This window comes from Vibrio sp. 11-4(1) (genome assembly GCF_013048625.1).
Lineage (GTDB): Bacteria > Pseudomonadota > Gammaproteobacteria > Enterobacterales > Vibrionaceae > Vibrio > Vibrio diabolicus.
Genome location: NZ_VHSY01000004.1, coordinates 206,089 through 224,296 on the forward strand (window position 1 = coordinate 206,089; position 18,208 = coordinate 224,296).

Annotated in this window: 16 protein-coding genes; 1 reads left to right on the top strand and 15 read right to left on the bottom strand. The window is 46.0% G+C overall.

The features are described 5' to 3' along the window. The first annotated feature begins 105 nt into the window (after positions 1 to 105). A complete protein-coding gene (locus tag FKN16_RS09825; protein WP_139059842.1) occupies positions 106 to 996 on the top strand; it encodes a LysR family transcriptional regulator in 891 nt (296 codons plus the stop codon). Positions 997 to 1,101: 105 nt separating this feature from the next. Here FKN16_RS09825 and FKN16_RS09830 read toward each other — a convergent pair whose 3' ends face one another. From FKN16_RS09830 to FKN16_RS09900, 15 genes are all read right to left on the bottom strand, one after another. After that, positions 1,102 to 2,487 carry an FAD-binding oxidoreductase gene (locus tag FKN16_RS09830; protein WP_085343642.1) on the bottom strand — a complete coding sequence of 462 codons (1,386 nt, stop codon included), beginning with the start codon at positions 2,485 to 2,487 and terminating at the stop codon, positions 1,102 to 1,104. A 527-nt stretch (positions 2,488 to 3,014) separates the two neighbouring features. Then, positions 3,015 to 4,118: an NADH:flavin oxidoreductase gene (locus tag FKN16_RS09835; protein WP_170902583.1), complete on the bottom strand. Its 1,104-nt coding sequence runs from the start codon at positions 4,116 to 4,118 to the stop codon at positions 3,015 to 3,017. A 217-nt stretch (positions 4,119 to 4,335) separates the two neighbouring features. After that, positions 4,336 to 4,749: a hypothetical protein gene (locus FKN16_RS09840; protein ID WP_249370527.1), complete on the bottom strand. Its 414-nt coding sequence runs from the start codon at positions 4,747 to 4,749 to the stop codon at positions 4,336 to 4,338. Positions 4,750 to 4,872: 123 nt separating this feature from the next. Further along, positions 4,873 to 5,793: a heme o synthase gene (cyoE, locus tag FKN16_RS09845; protein WP_031780178.1), complete on the bottom strand. Its 921-nt coding sequence runs from the start codon at positions 5,791 to 5,793 to the stop codon at positions 4,873 to 4,875. Continuing rightward, the gene (gene cyoD / locus FKN16_RS09850; RefSeq protein ID WP_012842490.1) at positions 5,754 to 6,065 is read right to left on the bottom strand and encodes a cytochrome o ubiquinol oxidase subunit IV; all 312 of its coding nucleotides are present in this window, start codon (positions 6,063 to 6,065) and stop codon (positions 5,754 to 5,756) included. The genes cyoE and cyoD overlap by 40 nt, the downstream gene beginning before the upstream one ends. Continuing rightward, positions 6,065 to 6,667: a cytochrome o ubiquinol oxidase subunit III gene (gene cyoC / locus FKN16_RS09855; protein ID WP_005375782.1), complete on the bottom strand. Its 603-nt coding sequence runs from the start codon at positions 6,665 to 6,667 to the stop codon at positions 6,065 to 6,067. Before cyoC ends, cyoD begins: the two co-directional genes overlap by 1 nt. Then, positions 6,657 to 8,693 carry a cytochrome o ubiquinol oxidase subunit I gene (gene cyoB, locus FKN16_RS09860; RefSeq protein WP_005375781.1) on the bottom strand — a complete coding sequence of 679 codons (2,037 nt, stop codon included), beginning with the start codon at positions 8,691 to 8,693 and terminating at the stop codon, positions 6,657 to 6,659. The genes cyoC and cyoB overlap by 11 nt, the downstream gene beginning before the upstream one ends. Positions 8,694 to 8,698: 5 nt before the next feature. Then, the gene (gene cyoA / locus FKN16_RS09865) at positions 8,699 to 9,580 is read right to left on the bottom strand and encodes a ubiquinol oxidase subunit II (RefSeq protein WP_005388604.1); all 882 of its coding nucleotides are present in this window, start codon (positions 9,578 to 9,580) and stop codon (positions 8,699 to 8,701) included. A gap of 792 nt (positions 9,581 to 10,372) precedes the next feature. After that, the gene (locus FKN16_RS09870) at positions 10,373 to 11,131 is read right to left on the bottom strand and encodes an SDR family oxidoreductase (RefSeq protein WP_005390975.1); all 759 of its coding nucleotides are present in this window, start codon (positions 11,129 to 11,131) and stop codon (positions 10,373 to 10,375) included. A 110-nt stretch (positions 11,132 to 11,241) separates the two neighbouring features. Beyond that, a complete protein-coding gene (gene mmsB, locus FKN16_RS09875; protein ID WP_170902584.1) occupies positions 11,242 to 12,147 on the bottom strand; it encodes a 3-hydroxyisobutyrate dehydrogenase in 906 nt (301 codons plus the stop codon). An 11-nt stretch (positions 12,148 to 12,158) separates the two neighbouring features. Further along, entirely contained in the window at positions 12,159 to 13,298 is a 1,140-nt protein-coding gene (locus FKN16_RS09880) for an enoyl-CoA hydratase/isomerase family protein (protein WP_170902585.1), read from the bottom strand. A gap of 8 nt (positions 13,299 to 13,306) precedes the next feature. Next, positions 13,307 to 14,092 carry an enoyl-CoA hydratase gene (locus FKN16_RS09885; RefSeq protein ID WP_005390981.1) on the bottom strand — a complete coding sequence of 262 codons (786 nt, stop codon included), beginning with the start codon at positions 14,090 to 14,092 and terminating at the stop codon, positions 13,307 to 13,309. Positions 14,093 to 14,130: 38 nt separating this feature from the next. Next, complete coding sequence (locus tag FKN16_RS09890; protein WP_170902586.1) at positions 14,131 to 15,285, bottom strand: acyl-CoA dehydrogenase family protein; 1,155 nt, start codon at positions 15,283 to 15,285, stop codon at positions 14,131 to 14,133. A gap of 19 nt (positions 15,286 to 15,304) precedes the next feature. Next, the gene (locus FKN16_RS09895) at positions 15,305 to 16,798 is read right to left on the bottom strand and encodes a CoA-acylating methylmalonate-semialdehyde dehydrogenase (protein WP_170902587.1); all 1,494 of its coding nucleotides are present in this window, start codon (positions 16,796 to 16,798) and stop codon (positions 15,305 to 15,307) included. 23 nt (positions 16,799 to 16,821) lie between these two features. Beyond that, entirely contained in the window at positions 16,822 to 18,033 is a 1,212-nt protein-coding gene (locus FKN16_RS09900; protein ID WP_104972720.1) for a thiolase family protein, read from the bottom strand. Positions 18,034 to 18,208: the final 175 nt, after the last annotated feature.

Below are 18,208 nucleotides of genomic sequence, written 5' to 3' on the forward strand. Positions count from 1 at the left end.
ACATTGACAGGCGATAAATCTAACGGTAATTTTTTTACATTTGATAAATAAAACTTATCACTTCATTGAGAATAACGTAAATAAAGGGATTAAGAGGCATTAGGGATGAGTATTAAGCTTCAACAATTAATGCATTTTGTGATGGTAGTCGAGGAAGGTGGGTTTCGAGCCGCTTCACATCGTGCAAATCGATCTCAGGCTGCGCTCTCCACGTCGATAAAAGAGCTAGAGAAAATGCTAGGACAAACGCTGTTTGAGCCCGGCAACAAAACCAAATTAACGCCTTTTGGTGAGATTTGTTTGCCCAAGGTGGTTCAGTTTCTCAATATCTACAGTGCGCTGGACAACGATCTCAAAGCTGCCGCGGCCGGACAGCAAGGGAGAGTGCGAATTGCGAGCGTTCCTTCTGTTGCAGCGAAACTCATCCCGAGCGTGTTGGGTGCCTTTTGCGAGCAGTATCCAAATGTAGAAGTAAGCTTGATCGATGATAACGCGGCGGGCGTCGAGGCTCGCTTACTCTCCGGTGAAGTCGACTTGGCGCTCGGCAACCCCTCTCACCTTGATGAAGGCGGCATTGACTTTACGCCGCTGTTGTCCGACCCCATTGGCGTGGTGTGTTTAAAAGATAACCCTATTGCCAATCAAACAGAGGGAATCGAGTGGCAAACTTTGCTCGAACAACCTTTCATTCGTAACGGCACCTGTACGCTTCTCGATCCAACCCCAGCCAGAGCACTGAGTGAGCAAGCGCTCTATTCGGTCGAGAATATCACTTCGCTGTTTTCTGTCTTAGAACTTGGGATTGGTGTCACGACCCTACCGAAGCTTGCTTTCCCAACCAATGAAACACGCTTGGTTTGGATCCCACTTATCGATCCACCGCTTGAAAGGCAAATTGGTATCTTTACGTTGACCGACCGCACGATCTCGCCTCAAGCAAAAGCGTTTCATGATTTGTGTGTACGTTATCTAAACTATCAAGATGAAGAGACGTAGTTCGAAGGTTTTAGCTAACAGTGGCTCCATTAGATTTTAGAGCCACTGTTATTTGATATTAAGTGACAGATCCGGTCATATGAAATGACGACGCTCTTATTGCACTTATTCTGGCTTGATATTCTGATTCATTCTGAACAAGTTATTTGGATCAAACTTCTTCTTCACTGCTTGTAAACGCGCAAAGGTTGGACCGTAGGCAGACTCTGTACGTTCAGCTTCGTCTTGTGTAAGGAAATTGATATACGCTCCGCCACTTGCATAGGGCTTAGTCTTGGCAAAAAATTCCCTTGCCCAGCTGATGCAAGCTTCATCATCTTCTGCTAAATCCCATCTTCCATGCACATTTAATACATAGTTTGCATCACGGCTAGAATAAGCCATAGACTCGGGCTCAGGTCTAGAGGCAGCGCAGCCAAGAGAGGCGATAAAAATCTCACACTGAGGCGATGGTAACTTACCTGCGTATTCTATCGCTGCATCAATCACACCTTCGCTTAGCGAGTTAAAATTGTGCGATTTCCAATAGTTACGTGCGCCCGGAGTAAGCAATGGATCAAACGCTTGCTGCCACGCCGCAAATGGCTGTACACCAACGTGCTCACCATGTGCATCACCAAACTCTCTCAACGGTGCAATTAACTTCTCACCTTCAGCCGGGTCACCCGCATAACATATCGCGAGTACAACCACTTCTTTACCGTGAACGCTTTCAGGTAAGAATGGGAGTGGCGGCGCTTTCCGACTCACCATCCAGACACTTAGGTCATCAGGGGCCGACTCAGTGAATTTCGCAAACTGGGTGATAATGGATTTCGCTTGCTCAAATGGAAAGACAATGAGACCACTTAACACCTCTGGACCGACAGGATGTAGCTGGAATTCAAAACGCGTAACGATACCAAAGTTACCGCCGCCCCCACGTAACGCCCAGAACAAATCGGCATTTTCTGTCTCATTCGCGAGCAGTTGACGACCATCTGCAGTTACGACATTTGCAGAGACCAAGTTGTCTATCGTCATACCATATTTTCGGCTCAACCAACCAAAACCACCACCAAGCGTTAACCCCGCAATTCCCGTGGTTGAATTAATGCCGACAGGCGTTGCTAATCCATATTTTTGTGTGGCCTCATCGACATCAGCCAACGTACAGCCAGGTTCAACGAAAGCCCTTCTTTCGCTTTCATCCACTTGAACATGATTCAAAAGCGACAAGTCGATCATCACACCATGATCGCAAACCGCATTGCCCGCAATATTATGCCCACCACCTCGGACCGAAAGTAGCTGATTGTTATCCCGAGCAAAGTTAACCGCCATCACGACATCATCGGCAGACTTGCAGCGAGCGATAACACCGGGACTGCGATCTATCATGCCATTCCAGATTTGACGAACTTCGTCGTACGTAGGATCTCCGGGCAAAACAACATCACCCTGAAATTGATTTTTGAAGTGTTCAATGGTTGCATTTTCTAGACTATTCATATTAGTTGCCTCTCACGTTTTACATGAGGCTTGCAATGCACAATGCAACGACAAGCTAATACAAGTCCCTCACAATTAAACGTGACGTTTGAGTAGCTATTTTCAGCAAATAAACAAGGCCCCACAGTAACGATACCGCAGGGTCACAAATTCCCTTACTCTCTTGGGTTCGATAAAGCTGAAACACAGTTATAAAAATCAGATAGTTATCGCAATGATACCGCACCTCAAAGCACCTTCTGTATTCTTTACCCTGCGTGACACTCGCACCTAATTATTAATAAGTTCATTGTAAGTTTAGAATGCAATTTAGTTTCAGATATGAAACTTTGTCTTATAATTAATATTTTTAATAATTAATTATATTACCTTTATTTATCAATTAAATAGGATTATAAAAATATTTCGGACTGCGAATAGTGAATAGCCGTTAGAGGCAGTGATATTGAATTAAATAGAATAGCCTTCTTAGTATTTTAGAAGACTATTGCATTATTAATCAGTGATATACCGTCACTTAAGGTGGGTTATTTACGACGATTTCGGTTCTTATACACTACGCAAAAGTTACCACGTTTGGTTCGGCATTTTGAGCAGCGCTCGCAATCCACTGGCGCTCGATTACCCTCTTTCCAGCGCTTTATTAACTGAGGCTCAGCCAATAAAGGACGTGACACAGCGAAAAATTGGATATCTGTGTTTTCTGCAATTTTCTCAATCGCATCAATGTCACTCAATCCGCCGACAGTAATCACCGGGATGCTCACATCTTGACTGATCACATGTCCATATTCGTGAAAATAGCCTTCTTCTTGTAGTGTGTAACCATCGAACGTTTCACCAACAAGCTCGTTTGCTTTGCCGTGAATATTGCCAGACACGATGATCGCATCAACGCCCACTTCTTCGAGTTTCTTACAGACGACGCGAGTTTCATCGAACGTTAAACCGCCGTCAAAGAACTCTGTTGCCGTCAGTTTAACGAGGATGGGAAATTCGCTCCCAACCAGCTTTCTGGTTTCAGAAAAGATTTCTAAAAGGAAACGCATGCGATTTTCTAAGCTACCACCGTATTCGTCTTCGCGACGATTATAGTACGGGCTTAAAAACTGGTTAATTAAGTAAGTGTGTGCCGCATGAATCTCTACGCCGTCAAAACCAGCGTCTTGAGCACGTTTACTCGCCAATGCGAATGCCTTTACGATGTAGTCGATTTCGTCCTTAGTCATCGCTTTGCCTTGCGTATTCGTGCCACGCTCAGGCACGTCACTCGGAGCGAAGATGACACGCTCACCGACGCTGTAGGTGGTTTTGGTTCCACCGTAAGCAATTTGCATTACGATTTTAGAATCGTGTTGATGTACTAGCTCTGTTAGCTTTTTGTATTCTTCAATAAAAGAGTCGTTGTAGATCCCCATCATCCCAGCGTTGGGTTTCTCTTCTTCCACGATATTGGCATAACCGGTAACAATTAGACCCACTTCACCTTTCGCCAACTCTTCGTAAATATCGTAAAGCTTATCCGTCATGTGGCCATTTTCAGTCGCCATGTTTTCCCACGTTGCGCTGCGCACAAAACGGTTCTTTAGGGTCATGCTGCCAATGCGGGCTTCGGAAAACAAAATGCTCAAAACCAGTCCTCTTAAAGTTGTCTTTATGGTTCTATCTTTTCCCAAGTAACCAAGAACAAAAAAGGAACAGCGATACACAACGTATGGCTGTTCCTTCTCTGAATCCGTGAGACCTGCAAACTACAGGCGCACCTTAATGCCTCGTGAGTGACAAAACTTTAATCTGGATTAAGGTTTAGTGAGATAAGCTTGTAAGCAAAGCAACTCGGCCTATTTCTCAGTTTACCTTCACTCTACATTCTGGGGGTAAGATCTTCTCTTTTTCGAATGAAACTTCACAATCCACGAGAACGCTTCCTCCCCCATGTAGGTAAAAGTAATCAAGCACGAAAAATACTTTATTATCACGCTCTCCATACTCTTCTACAAAAACGCCAGCACTCTGGTTGAAATCCAGTTTTTCATTATCTAGAGAAATGGAGGAAACTCGAAATACATCATTTATTTCATAACCTGAACGATTAATTGTATCGACTTCAATCACTGGATTAATCTCCATGTTGTGGATAATAAGCCTAACAAGAGTATCTCCAATACGATAAGTTTCCACGGAGCTAACCGAGGACGGAACTTGGGCTAATACGCATGAAGAAATTGCAACAATTGAAAGAAGAGTAAAACGACGAAACATGAACCAAGACCATAGTAAAAAGGGATAATCATATTATCTCTTTTAGGCATGAATTCGAGTCTAGCAAAGCATGTAGCTCTCAGAATGGGAGCTACATGGAAGTGATATTAAAGAACTTCAAACTCAATAAATAAACGGCAACGGAATAAGCTCTAATCCTAGTACACCACTAATCCCCATCACCACTAGCAGTGAGACTTTAAACACCGACTTTGACCAAGCGATGTAGTTGCTGTCATCAATGCTGCGAAAAGTCACTTTCGTCCACATAAAGCAAACGACCGCTGCAACCGCTAAGTATTCATACCCGGCTTCACCAAGTAAAAATAACCCCAACGATACGGCCCCAAACGCCACGACATACGCTTTCATGTGTCGATGCGCTTTATGAATGCCCTCTTTAACTGGTAATACGGGAATCCCGGCTTCTCGGTAGTCTTGCATGCGGAACATGGCAATCGCGTACGAGTGCGGCATTTGCCAGAGACAGAACATGGTAAAGAGTAAAATCGCTTCCAAGCTAATAAAGTTTGTTACCGCTAAATAACCCACTAATGGCGGGACTGCACCTGAAATACTTCCCACTAAGGTTCCATACACCGAGTTACGTTTGTACCACATCGTGTAAAAGAACACGTAATACACGTAGCCAAGCAAAACGACGACAGCGGATAGTGGGTTCACTCGGATAAATAACAGTGCGGTGCCTACCAGCAATAAAGCAAGCGCATAAACAAACGCAATATCGATATTGATGTTACCTTTCACTGTTTCACGATTTCGTGTACGTGCCATCTTTTGGTCGATATCACGATCGAAAATATTATTCACCACACAACCTGAAGCGATGACTAACCCCACACCAACTAACGTTGTAACGAACAACATTAGACTAGCTGGTTCTGTTTTTGCGGCGAGGAAGAACCCCGCCGCAACAGAAATCAGGTTGCCGAAAATAATGCCCGGTTTGGTGATAGACAAATAACTTTTCAGCATACCTTGGCCTACAACTTCATGTTGACGTTCATGTTGTAGATGATCCATACCGAGCCAGCGATAAGGATAAGTACAACAATGGCGGTAAACATCAGTGATACAAGGTTCCAACGTCCGTCGGATGTTTTTGTTTCCATGTGCAAGAAGTATTTAAAGTGAACAAATATCTGCACTAATGCACATCCAAATAGAATCGCATAGGTCGTTGTATCTGGTAATGATTTCGTCCAAACAAAGTAGAACGGAATTACCGTCAGAATCAGTGAGGCAATAAAGCCTTTCACGTAATCTGACGCACTGGTTTCTACATGTTGATCCATTACATTACCCCCAGTAAGTAAACGATGGTAAAGACACAAATCCAGACGATATCTAGAAAGTGCCAGAATAGGCTTAAGCAGTTAAAGCGCATTGCCATATTGTCGTTCAGACCTTTCGTCGACAGTTGGTGATACGCTACCGCTAACCAAATCAGACCAAAGGTTACGTGCAGGCCATGCGTACCAACCAACGTAAAGAATGCCGATAGGAATGCACTTGTTTGTGGGCCATAGCCTTCTTCAATCAGGTGATGGAACTCATAGACCTCCATACAGATAAAACCAAGACCAAGTGCGAACGTGACTAACATCCAACGTTTGAGACCAGCAACGTTGTTGCGCTTCATCGCGATAATGCCAAAACCAAATGTGATACTGCTAAACAGCAGCAGCATGGTTTCGACAAACACGAATGGGAGTTCGAAAATGTCTTTACCTGTTGGGCCCGCAATTGAATTGCTCGACAGCACAGCGTATGTCGCGAACAAGGTCGCAAACAGTACACAGTCACTCATCAGGTAAACCCAAAAGCCAAATAGCTTGTTGCCATTCGTGTCATGGTGGTGATCATGGTCGTGATGTGCTGCGATATTAGTTTGCATACGTCACCTCCAGATCATCTTTACTTTCGCTGTCTTTCACTGAGTTTTTCTTCGCTTCTTCAAGCTGAGCTCGACGCTCGGCCTCAATTGCTTTGATCTCTTCAACTTCCACGTAGTAATCCACGTCATCGTTGTAGCTGTGCTGAATACACGTCACGATAATACCGACCAAACTTGCTGCCGCTAGCCACCAGATGTACCAAATCATGCCGAAGCCAAATAGGAGCGACCAAGCCGACACGTAGATGCCTGTTGCCGTGTTTTTTGGCATATGAATACGTTCGTATTCCACTTCTTTAGTTGGATCGAACTCGCCACTTTGTTTCTGGTACCAGAAGGCATCCAGCACATCACCTTTTGGTAGGTGCGCAAAGTTGTAGAACGGCGGTGGAGACGATGTTGCCCACTCAAGAGTACGACCACCCCACGGGTCACCAGTTAGGTCACGGTTTTGCTCGCGGTCACGGATACTCACGTAAATTTGGATGAACTGAGACAATACGCCCAGCGCAATCACAACCGTACCTGCTGCAGCAATCGACAACAGTGGGAAGTATTCAGGGTTGATGTCTTGGCTTAAACGACGAGTCATCCCCATAAAGCCCAGCGCGTAAAGCGGTAGGAACGCCATTAAGAAACCAATAATCCAAAGATAGAACGCACGTTTGCCCCAAGTTTCATTCATGGTGAAACCTGTCGCTTTCGGGAACCAGTAAGTGATCGCAGCGAAACATCCAAACACCACACCACCGATGATAACGTTGTGGAAGTGAGCAATCAGGAACACTGAGTTATGCAGAACGAAATCTGCACCCGGAACAGCCATTAGTACGCCTGTCATACCACCAACAGTAAAGGTGATCAGGAAGCCCACCGTCCACATCATTGGCGTCGTAAAGCGGATGCGGCCTTTGTACATGGTGAATAGCCAGTTGAAGATCTTCACCCCTGTTGGGATAGAAATAATCATCGTGGCAATACCGAAGAAGGCATTTACGTTCGCGCCAGATCCCATCGTAAAGAAGTGGTGTAGCCAAACGACAAACGCAAGAATCGTGATAACTACGGTAGCCCAAACTAGCGATGTGTAACCGAACAACTTTTTACGTGAGAAGGTTGCGGTGACCTCTGAGAACACACCAAAAATTGGCAAGATCAAAATGTACACTTCTGGGTGGCCCCAAGCCCAAATCAGGTTGACGTACATCATTACGTTGCCGCCAAGATCATTGGTAAAGAAGTGCATGCCTAGGTATCTATCCAGCGTTAGCAGAGCGATAGTCACCGTTAGGATTGGGAATGAAATGATGATCAAAATGTTTGCACACAGAGACGCCCAAGTGAAAACTGGCATCTTCATCATTGGCATAGACGGTGTACGCATACGCAAAATGGTCGCGAAGAAGTTCACGCCTGTTAACGTCGTACCAACCCCTGATATCTGTAGCGCCCAAATCCAATAGTCGACCCCGACTCCTGGGCTAGCCTCAATACCTGAAAGCGGCGGATACGCTAGCCAGCCGGTGCGACCAAATTCACCTAAGCCGAGAGACATGTTTGTTAGAATGACACCAACAACAAACAGCCAAAAGCTCAAGTTATTCAGATACGGGAAAGCTACGTCACGCGCACCAATCTGTAATGGCACGATGATGTTCATCAGACCAATAACCAATGGCATCGCTACGAAGAAGATCATGATCACGCCATGGGCAGTAAAAATTTGATCGTAGTGATGCGGTGGCAAGTAACCTGCTTCACCCGCAGAAGAAAGGAGTTGCTGACTACGCATCATGACTGCGTCAGCAAAACCACGAACAAGCATCACCATCGCTACTGCGATGTACATGAAGCCAAGTTTTTTATGGTCTACTGAAGTAAACCATTCATTCCACAAATATTGCCACTTTCCGGCTTTAGTTACCGCGTAAACTACGGCTAAACCAACCAGCGCCACAACCGCTAAGGTGATGACGATAATAGGTTCGTGGAATGGAACTGAATCAAGAGTTAATCTTCCAAACATTACGATTATCCTTGGTTTTCAGGCAAACAGTTCATTGAACCAGGATGCTGAGTCACAACGTCGGTGAACAAGAACGGAGGAACGCTAGAGAACAAAGTGACTGGCTCTGCGATACTTGGCGCTGCCAGTGAGCTGTATTGCTCCCAATCTTCAATACGATCAGGGCTCGCCTTCACTTTCTGCACCCAATTTAGGAACGCAGCACGATCAGACATTGCTGAAGCTGTGAACTTCATTTGCGAAAAGCCTTCGCCGCTGTAGTTCGATGCAAAACCCTTGTAGTCACCTTCATGGTTCGCTATCAGGTTAAGCTTGGTTACCATGCCTGGCATCGCGTAGATCTGTGTACCTAAGCGAGGGATGAAAAACGCGTTCATGATGTTGTCCGAAGTCAGTTTGAACTGCACTGGCACATCTTTCGGGAACGCCACATAGTTCACCGTCGCAATGTTTTCTTCTGGATAGATGAACAACCATTTCCAATCGAGTGACACCACTTCGATGGTCATTGGCTTAACATCACTTTCCAATGGTTTGGAGGGCTCTAGTTCATGAGTCGAACGCCATGTGATCGTCGCAAGAATCGCAATGATGATGATTGGAATTGTCCATACCACCACTTCGATTTTGGTCGAGTGTGACCACTCGGGTGCGTACTCTTCTTCAGTGTTAGAGGCGCGGTATCGGTAAGCAAAGTAAATCGTCATTAGAATCACAGGGATTACAACGATCAACATCAGCAAAAGAGCAGTAATAATTAGCTCTTTTTCCTGCACACCAATGGCACCTTTGGGGTCAAGTAAAGCTGAATTACATCCTGAGAGCATAAGTATGACGGACGCCAAACTTCCCCTCGACAAGATGCGTTTATATCTTGAGGCTTCCATTAACTTTCTCGATGGTTGTCTGGTTTCAAAACAAATGCCAATCACAGTAAATAAGAGCTCAGAAACAGCGCAGGGGAAATGTTTGATAAAAAGGCAAAAATTTTGATAAGTAGTTATTCTACTTACAAATTTTTCAGCGCCGTTATCAAGCATCTTAACCAGCTAGAATGAACAATTACTTGCTACGATTGGTATCAAGCTAAGAACCAGTTGTTATAGTCATTAGAATGTTTATGTGTTGAGCATGAGTAACGTCGGGATCAGAGCGAAACAAAACGGAATTGAGTGGAGATCAAAACCACACTATTAGTATGAGTTTATTGTTACACTTTGAAACACAATGTTACATTTGGCGCATTATGAGGAGTAAAAAGTTAAAGCTCATTAGCCACAACTGGAAACTAACCTTCCATTAATGAAATCAACACACTTTCAATAGGACATTAACCTCAACACGAATTTCACGTGCTTCACAGTTAATGTCTTTTGAAACAGACAGTTGCAAATTAATTTTGATGAGACTGACTATCAACTGCATTTACATAGATAGCTTGAGTACGAAGGGGAAATTAAAAGTGGTAAATTGTGATCAATATCAAATTAATGATTTCACTTAGTATTTGAGTGGTATTTACTTCTCATTATTTACTTTTGGCAAACCATTCGCAGAGCGAATCCAAACATGAGTAATAAACACACTTACGTTGCCCAGAACTGGCTCTCGGAAAAATAGGAAATGATGAAAGGGAAAGAAGCTTGTCATTCCGGTCTGTAAACCTAACCCTAGGGCTTTTACATACGAATGCCGCCATCCACTTCTAAAACTCTGCCAGTAAAGTAATCACTCTCAAGAATGTATTTTACTGCATGCGCGATTTCACTTGTTTCACCCATCCTTCCAATTGGGATCATCTTTTCTAGTCGTTCTATGGCTTCTGGTTTCATTTGCTCTGCCATCGCGGTATGTACCACACCTGGTGCAATCGCCGCCGCGCGGATACCGTATCTTGCTAACTCACGGGCCCACGTCGTCGCCATGGTTGCGACCGCCGCTTTAGATGCAGAATAATTGGTTTGACCGATATTCCCTGCTCTCGCGACACTAGAAATATTGATGATAACGCCTTGTGAACCGCTCTCAATCATCTTAACGGCAGCTTCACGCCCACACAAAAATGTCCCCGTAACATTGACGTTCATGACCAAATTGAATTGATCCAAAGACATCTTACTGATCACGCCGTCTTTTGATTTTACAAGTAACCCATCTCTTAGCACGCCAGCGTTATTGACTAGCCCATTGAGTTGGCCAAAATCTTGGATAACCGCTTCAAACGTGTTTTCAACATCGATTTCGCTCGTTACATCCACTTGATAAGTCAACGCTTTTGCACTCAGCATTCGGCACTGCTCTTGTGTTTCCATTAAGCCGCTTGCGTTTACATCTAATAACGCTAAATCTGCTCCGGCTTGAGCAAGCGTAATTGCCATCATTTGCCCAAGTCCCTGCCCTGCACCTGTAATGGCAATGACACTATTTTTAATATCCATAGTTACTGCACTCCGTCGCTAATAATGTTCCCTATTTCAAGCCTGTTTCGGTGGTCCGAAATGATGAGATTTACTTCACCATTTCAGACTGCTTTGTAGCAAAACTCAGTCTAGCCCTTCTTACTCTTGTAAAACTCAAACAAGCTTGAGAAGTCGAGCTCGCCGTGGCCGCTCGCGTTGTGGAAAGAATATAAATTACGCGCCAGTGAGCCCATCGGAACCGAAGAGTGTGTTTGTAACGCCGCATCTAACCCCAAACCGAGATCTTTCAACATGAGTTTGCTCATAAAGCCCGGTTGGTAATCGTTGCTGGCTGGTGCACTGTCCATCACGCCTGGGCAAGGATTGTAAAGCTCCAATGCCCAATTTCGGCCAGAGCTTTGAAGCATGATGTTTGATAACACTTTGGGATCGAGTCCATGATCGATACCTAGATTTAGCGCCTCGCACGTACCAGACATTAAAATGCCGAGCATAAGGTTATTACAGATTTTCGCCATTTGACCATCGCCCGCTTTACCGGCATGGAAAACATTTTTTCCCATGTACTGCAAAATGGCATTGGCTTTAGAAAATGCTTCATCCGAGCCACCAACAATAAAGGTTAATGTCGCCGCTTTAGCGCCGGCAACGCCACCCGAAACGGGCGCGTCGACAAACAACACGCGTTTATTTGCCGCTTCATTGGCGACTAATCGCGCGGAGTCCGGATCAATGGTTGAACAATCAATCATCAAGGTACTTGGCGAGACAAGATTGAGGACACCTACGCCGCCGTGTAAGTCGCCAAGATACACGGAACGAACGTGAGATCCTGCTGGTAGCATCGTGATGACTGTGCTTGCACCATCCGCGACTTCCTCAATAGAGCTCGCCACCACCGCACCAAAAGGTGCAAGTTGCTTTGCCGCTTCGCTATCGACATCGAATACTTGCACGTTAAACCCAGACGCTAATAAGTTCTGCGCCATCGGATGCCCCATTCTTCCTAAACCGATAAATGCGATGGTACTCATGATCATTCTCCTTATTGACCTGGTGTTTGTTCACCCAAATCAGCAAGCGGATGTTCGTCATCCGGCCAAAGTGAGGTAAACAAGGTATCGATGACATCTTCATCGACTTCACTGACACTGTTAAACATCCAATTAGGTTCGCCATCCCGGTCAATAAGCCGAGAACGGACGCCCTCTTTAAACTCACCTAATAAGGCGCTGCGAACCGATAAACTCAGCTCCAATCGGAAGCAATCTGCAAGTGGTAAGCTGTGGTATTCTTTCACTTGTCTGAAGCAAATATGCGCGGTGATTGGACTGCCCGCGGCGAACGTTTGTTTCGCGTTTTCTATCCACTGACTGTTCCCTTCGATAGCCATGACTCGCTGTGCTATCGCATTAAGATCAAAGCCTTTGCACGCTTCCTCTATCTGATCTAAGTATGGACAAATTTGCGTGGTTGGTTTGCTATCAATAACCTGTTCTTCCATTAATTGTAGTAGCGCAGTTACCAACTCTTTCGCATCTTCTTTGCCCCACTGGAGCCGCTTTAGCTCATCCAGTAAGGTGGGATACTGCTCTTCCAACAGTAACCAATCGGCCAAACCAATAGTGACAGCGTCACTTGAATTCACCATTGAACCTGTCAATCCGAGGAATAAACCCACTTGCGGATCTATCTGGCTTAAAAACCATGTACCTCCCACATCGGGATACAGTCCAATATTAATTTCTGGCATAGCAAGGCGTGATGTTGTTGTCACAACTTTGTGGCTGGTTCCCATAAAAAGTCCCATTCCACCGCCCATGACAATACCTTCTCCCCAACCGATAATGGGCTTGTTGTAAGTGTGAATGAGATAGTCACACTCATACTCCAACGAGAAATAGTCCGTACAGAACTCTACGATTTTTTCTTTACTCTCGTTATGCATGACGTGATACATAGCTCGAACATCGCCACCAGCGCAGAATGCTTTTTCTCCAGCGCCGGTTAGTACCACACAAGTCACATGCGGATCATCTTGCCACTTGATAAGCTGATCGTTAAGTTGGACTAACATGTCATACGTCAATGCATTCAATGAAGCGGTGTTGTCTAACGTTGCGATACCAATGCGGTGCACGCCATCTAAGCACTCTATTTCACTAATGGTTACCATCCCTGCCATGTGGCCTCCTATCGGTTTTTCCATTGCGGTGGGCGTTTTTCTAAAAAGGCGCGAACACCCTCAACTTGATCTTCCGTATCAAAAAGATTCAGAAACAACTCTCGCTCTTTCATTAAGCCGTGCTTAAGTGGCGCAGAGCGCATATTTTGAATGAGCGCCTTACACGCAGCGACAGAAGATGGTGACTGGTTCGCAACAGATTCAGCAAGCTCCAACGCTTTACTTAAAGCTTCGCCTTTGGGAACTAACTCCTCAGCCAAGCCTAGTTCTTTTGCTTTGTCAGCGCTGACTTGCTCTCCACATAAAATGATGCGCTTTGCCCAGCCTTCCCCTACTAACGCTGTGAGGTTTTGGGTACCGCCAGCGCAGGGCAAAAGTCCGACTTTGGCTTCAGGTAAAGCAAGTACCGCTTGCTCTTCAACTACTCGAATATCACAAGCTAATGCCACTTCTAAACCTCCGCCCATGGCGTAACCATTAATGGCGGCAATGGAAACACCACGGAATTCCGAGAGTGTTTCAAAAGCTTCACCAAAGCATCGCGCCATGTCTAACGCAACCGCTTTGTCACCGTCGGAAAATAGCTTGAGATCCGCACCAGCAGAGAAAAACTTTTCTCCACTGCCGGTTAAAACCAGTGCGTAGACCTGCTTATCATTGTTAAGTGTGAGTATCAGCGACTTCAGTACCTTGAGGCTCTCTGCTGTCCACGTATTGGCTGGCGGGTTGTTCATTGTCACCACCGCAACGTGATTAGTGATCGTATGTTGAATGGCTTCTTGGGTTAATGGCATATCTGAATCCTTTCTCAATGAGCAAATCCAATACTTCGCTACAGCAAGGCCGATTCCTCGGAGAGCAAACGGCGCGCGATGATCAAGCGCATAATTTCGTTTGTCCCCTCCAGAATTTGATGCACACGCACATCTCTGAAATGACGCTCCATTGGATACTCTTTGATGTAACCATAGCCGCCATAAAGCTGCAGCGCTTGGTCGCAAACCTGAAAGCCTACATCGGTTGCGAACCGTTTTGCCATCGCGCAATAAGCCGTGGCATCCGGGTCATTTCGGTCGAGTTTGCTGGCGGCATAGAGCACTAACTGCCGAGCAGCCACTAGCTCTGTCGCCATGTCTGCTAATTTGAATTGTAAGGCTTGAAACTGCGCAAGCGGCTTGCCGAACTGCTTACGTTCTTGAATATACCGTGCCGCCTGATTAAGGGCCTGTTGCGCCGTACCGACGGAGCAGGTCGCAATATTTATACGCCCTCCATCAAGCCCTTTCATCGCAAAGACAAAACCTTGACCTTCTTCGCCAAGTAAATGGCTAGCTGGAATAACGACATTTTCAAAAGTAACCGCTCGTGTTGGTTGGCTGTTCCAACCCATTTTGGGTTCTTTGCGCCCATAGCTGATACCATCTGTTTGAGCAGGAACAACAAATGCAGACACGCCTTTGGCCCCCGCTTCTCCGGTTCTCGCCATCACGACCAAAACATCTGTCTCTCCTGCGCCAGAGATAAAGGTTTTGCCACCGTTGAGGACATACTTATCTCCCTTTTTTGTAGCGGAAGTGGTCAGTGCAGCGGCGTCTGATCCTGCGTTGGGCTCGGTTAAGCAATAGGAGCCTAACCACTCCCCCGTAACTAATTTCGGACAGAACTGCGTTTTGGCTTCATCGGTAGCAAAACTGGCTATCATCCAACTGACCATGTTGTGAATCGTCATAAACGCCGTAGTGGACGTACATCCCATGGCCAGTTGTTCAAAGATAATTGAAGCATCTATGCGACTCAGCCCTAGGCCACCTTGCGCTTCTGGAGTGTAGAGACTGAGAAACCCCAGTTCTCCCGCCTCTCTCAATACGTCTTTGGGGAAGATCTGTTTTTCATCCCACTCCGCCGCCATCGGTGCTAAACACTCATCGGCAAATTGCTGAGCGGTATCGGCAAATGCACGTTGATCTTCATTAAGTTCAAAGTCCATAAAAGCTCCTTCTATTCACTCAGCGCAGTTGGATGGTCAGATTAGGCCCCGTTGGAATATCGTCATCAAACCAACGTGCCGTCACCGTTTTAGTCTCGGTATAAAAACGTACCGCTTGTTTACCATACGCATGCAAATCGCCATAGAAACTGCCTCTCCAGCCTGTAAAAGAGAAAAATGGCAAAGGTACCGGAATAGGCACATTGATCCCAACCTGACCGACTTGAATGTCATGCTGATATTTTCTTGCAGCAGCGCCATTAGCGGTAAATATGGAGGTTCCGTTGCCGTAAGGGTTGCGATTCACCAACTCAATGGCCTCTTGCAACGTTTCGACTTCCATACAAACTAAAACAGGGCCAAATATCTCTTGCGTGTAAATCGACATATTCGCTGTTACACCGCTAAACAAGGTTGGGCCAATCCAGTTTCCATCGGGAAAGCCTTCCACTTCACACTGACTGCCATCCAGTTCACACACTGCGCCTTGTTGTTTGCCATCTTCAATTAGGTCCAATACGCGTTGTTTAGCTTGCTCACTGATGAGTGGGCCATAAGCAGCTTGCTCATCGTCCCAAGGCCCTGGGTGTACTTTCGCCATTGCCTGTTTGATGTCTGTAATCCATTGTTTTGAATCGCCGACAAATACCGCAACAGAAATCGCCATACAACGTTGCCCCGCCGCCCCAACGGAGGCCCCCACTAGGTTATTCACCACTTGTTCTTTGTTCGCATCAGGCATGATCACCATGTGATTTTTAGCACCAGCAAAAGCTTGAACGCGTTTAAAGTGTTTCGTACCCGTGGTGTAGATATAACGGGCAACAGGAACCGAGCCAACAAATGATACCGCTCGAATGTCAGGATGAGCCAGTAGAAAGTCGACTTGGTCTTTGCAACCGTGAACGATTTGCAACACTCCTTTCGGCGCGCCAGCTTGCTCAAATAGTTCGGCTAGACGAATAGAAGTCAACGGCACTTGTTCGGAAGGTTTGAGCACAAACGTATTGCCCGCCGCGATAGCGATTGGGAACATCCACAACGGAATCATGGCAGGAAAGTTAAACGGCGTAATGCCGCAACACACACCTAGGGGCTGAATCATTGAGTAACTATCAATATCCGTGGCAACGTTTTCGACGGTTTCGCCCATCATATTGCTGGCAATGTTTGCAGCCTGCTCAACAACCTCTATACCTCGCCACACATCGCCTTTAGCATCCGCTAAAATCTTACCCGTTTCATGAGAAAGCAGTGTGGCAAGCTCATCATGATGTTCTTTGAGAAGGTGCTGATAACGAAGCATGACTCTGGCACGCTCGGATACTGCCACTTCCTTCCAGGATTGGAATGTCTCTTTCGCATTATCAATGGCGGCTTCCATCTCGTGATCCGTTGAGCAGGGAACGTACGCAATGACATCATTATTGGCAGGATTGGTCACCTCAACCCAATCCGAAGTTTGAGATTCACGAAACTCTCCACCAATAAACAAGGGAACCAAACGAGTCATCATTTACTCCTTTCTGATTTCAATTAAAGCGGTATTTCAATGCCTATCGCCGTTGCCTCTCCACCACCGATACAAAGTGACGCAACGCCTCGCATCACTTTTTTGGCGTCTAGATCACCGTCGGTACCTAAAGCTTGTAGCTGACGCAAACTATGAATCAATGTCACCAGAATTCGTGCGCCACTTGCGCCTATCGGATGCCCGAGTGCACACGCTCCGCCTTTAATATTGACTTTGCTCATATCAAGCCCAAGCTCTGCTACCGCGATTTGTGTCACGACAGCAAAGGCTTCATTGATTTCCCACAGATCCACTTCGTCAATTGACCAATCCAACTGGGACAACAACTGTTCAATCGCATAAACGGGAGCCAAAGTATATTCAGCAGGTTTTCTGGCGTGTGTGGCGTGAGACTTGATAACGGCGAGTGGCTCAAGACCTTGGTGGAGCGCAGTCTCTTCATCCATTAGAACAAGCGCTGCAGCGCCATCGGAAATCGCACTCGAATTAGCAGCGGTCACCGTGCCTTTTTTATCAAATGCAGGTTTGAGTTGAGGGATTTTATCCAGATCAATCGAGCGCGGGTGCTCATCGTAATCCAGCGTTCCTTGTTCAGACTTGGTGTTGAGTTCAATCGGTGAGAGCTCGTCGGAAAATAAGCCTCGCTCTTGAGCTTCCAACGCACGTTTTGCCGACATCACTGCCCATTCGTCCATTTGCTCTCTGGTAAACTTAAGCCTGTCTGCGACGTGCTGAGCATAAACACCCATTAAGTGCCCTTCGTACGCATCTTGCAATCCATCGAGAAACATGTGGTCATACGTCGACTGGTGGCCCATGCGCATTCCCTTTCTCGCCTCTTTCAATAAATACGGCGCATTGGTCATACTCTCCATACCACCAGCAATGGCCGTTCGAATCGTTCCAGCTTTGATAAGATCGTGCGCCAACATGACGCTCTTCATGCCGGAGCCACACACTTTGTTGATAGTCGTGCACCCTACACTCATGGGTAAATCCGCACCAATTGCCGCTTGTCTCGCTGGGGCTTGCCCACAACCCGCGGGGAGCACACATCCCATGAAAACTTCATCTACAGATGTCACATTCACTTCATGCATCGCAGCCTTGATCGCTAGTGCACCTAATTGGGGAGCGGAGTAAGTTTGCAACTTTCCTTGAAAGCGCCCGATCGGCGTTCTCTTCGCGCTGACAATCCAGATGTCTTTTTCCATGATTCGCATTCCCTTGAGGTATATGTGAACACTAGACTGACTGATAACGCCCTTGCATGACATTGCTTACCAAGTGCTACGCCAGTCTTTGTCGCCCTTTCTCACTGACAAACTTTCATACTGCGATTTCTTGACGTTTACGTAAGCATAGCACTAGCCTTTACAATGAGATGAA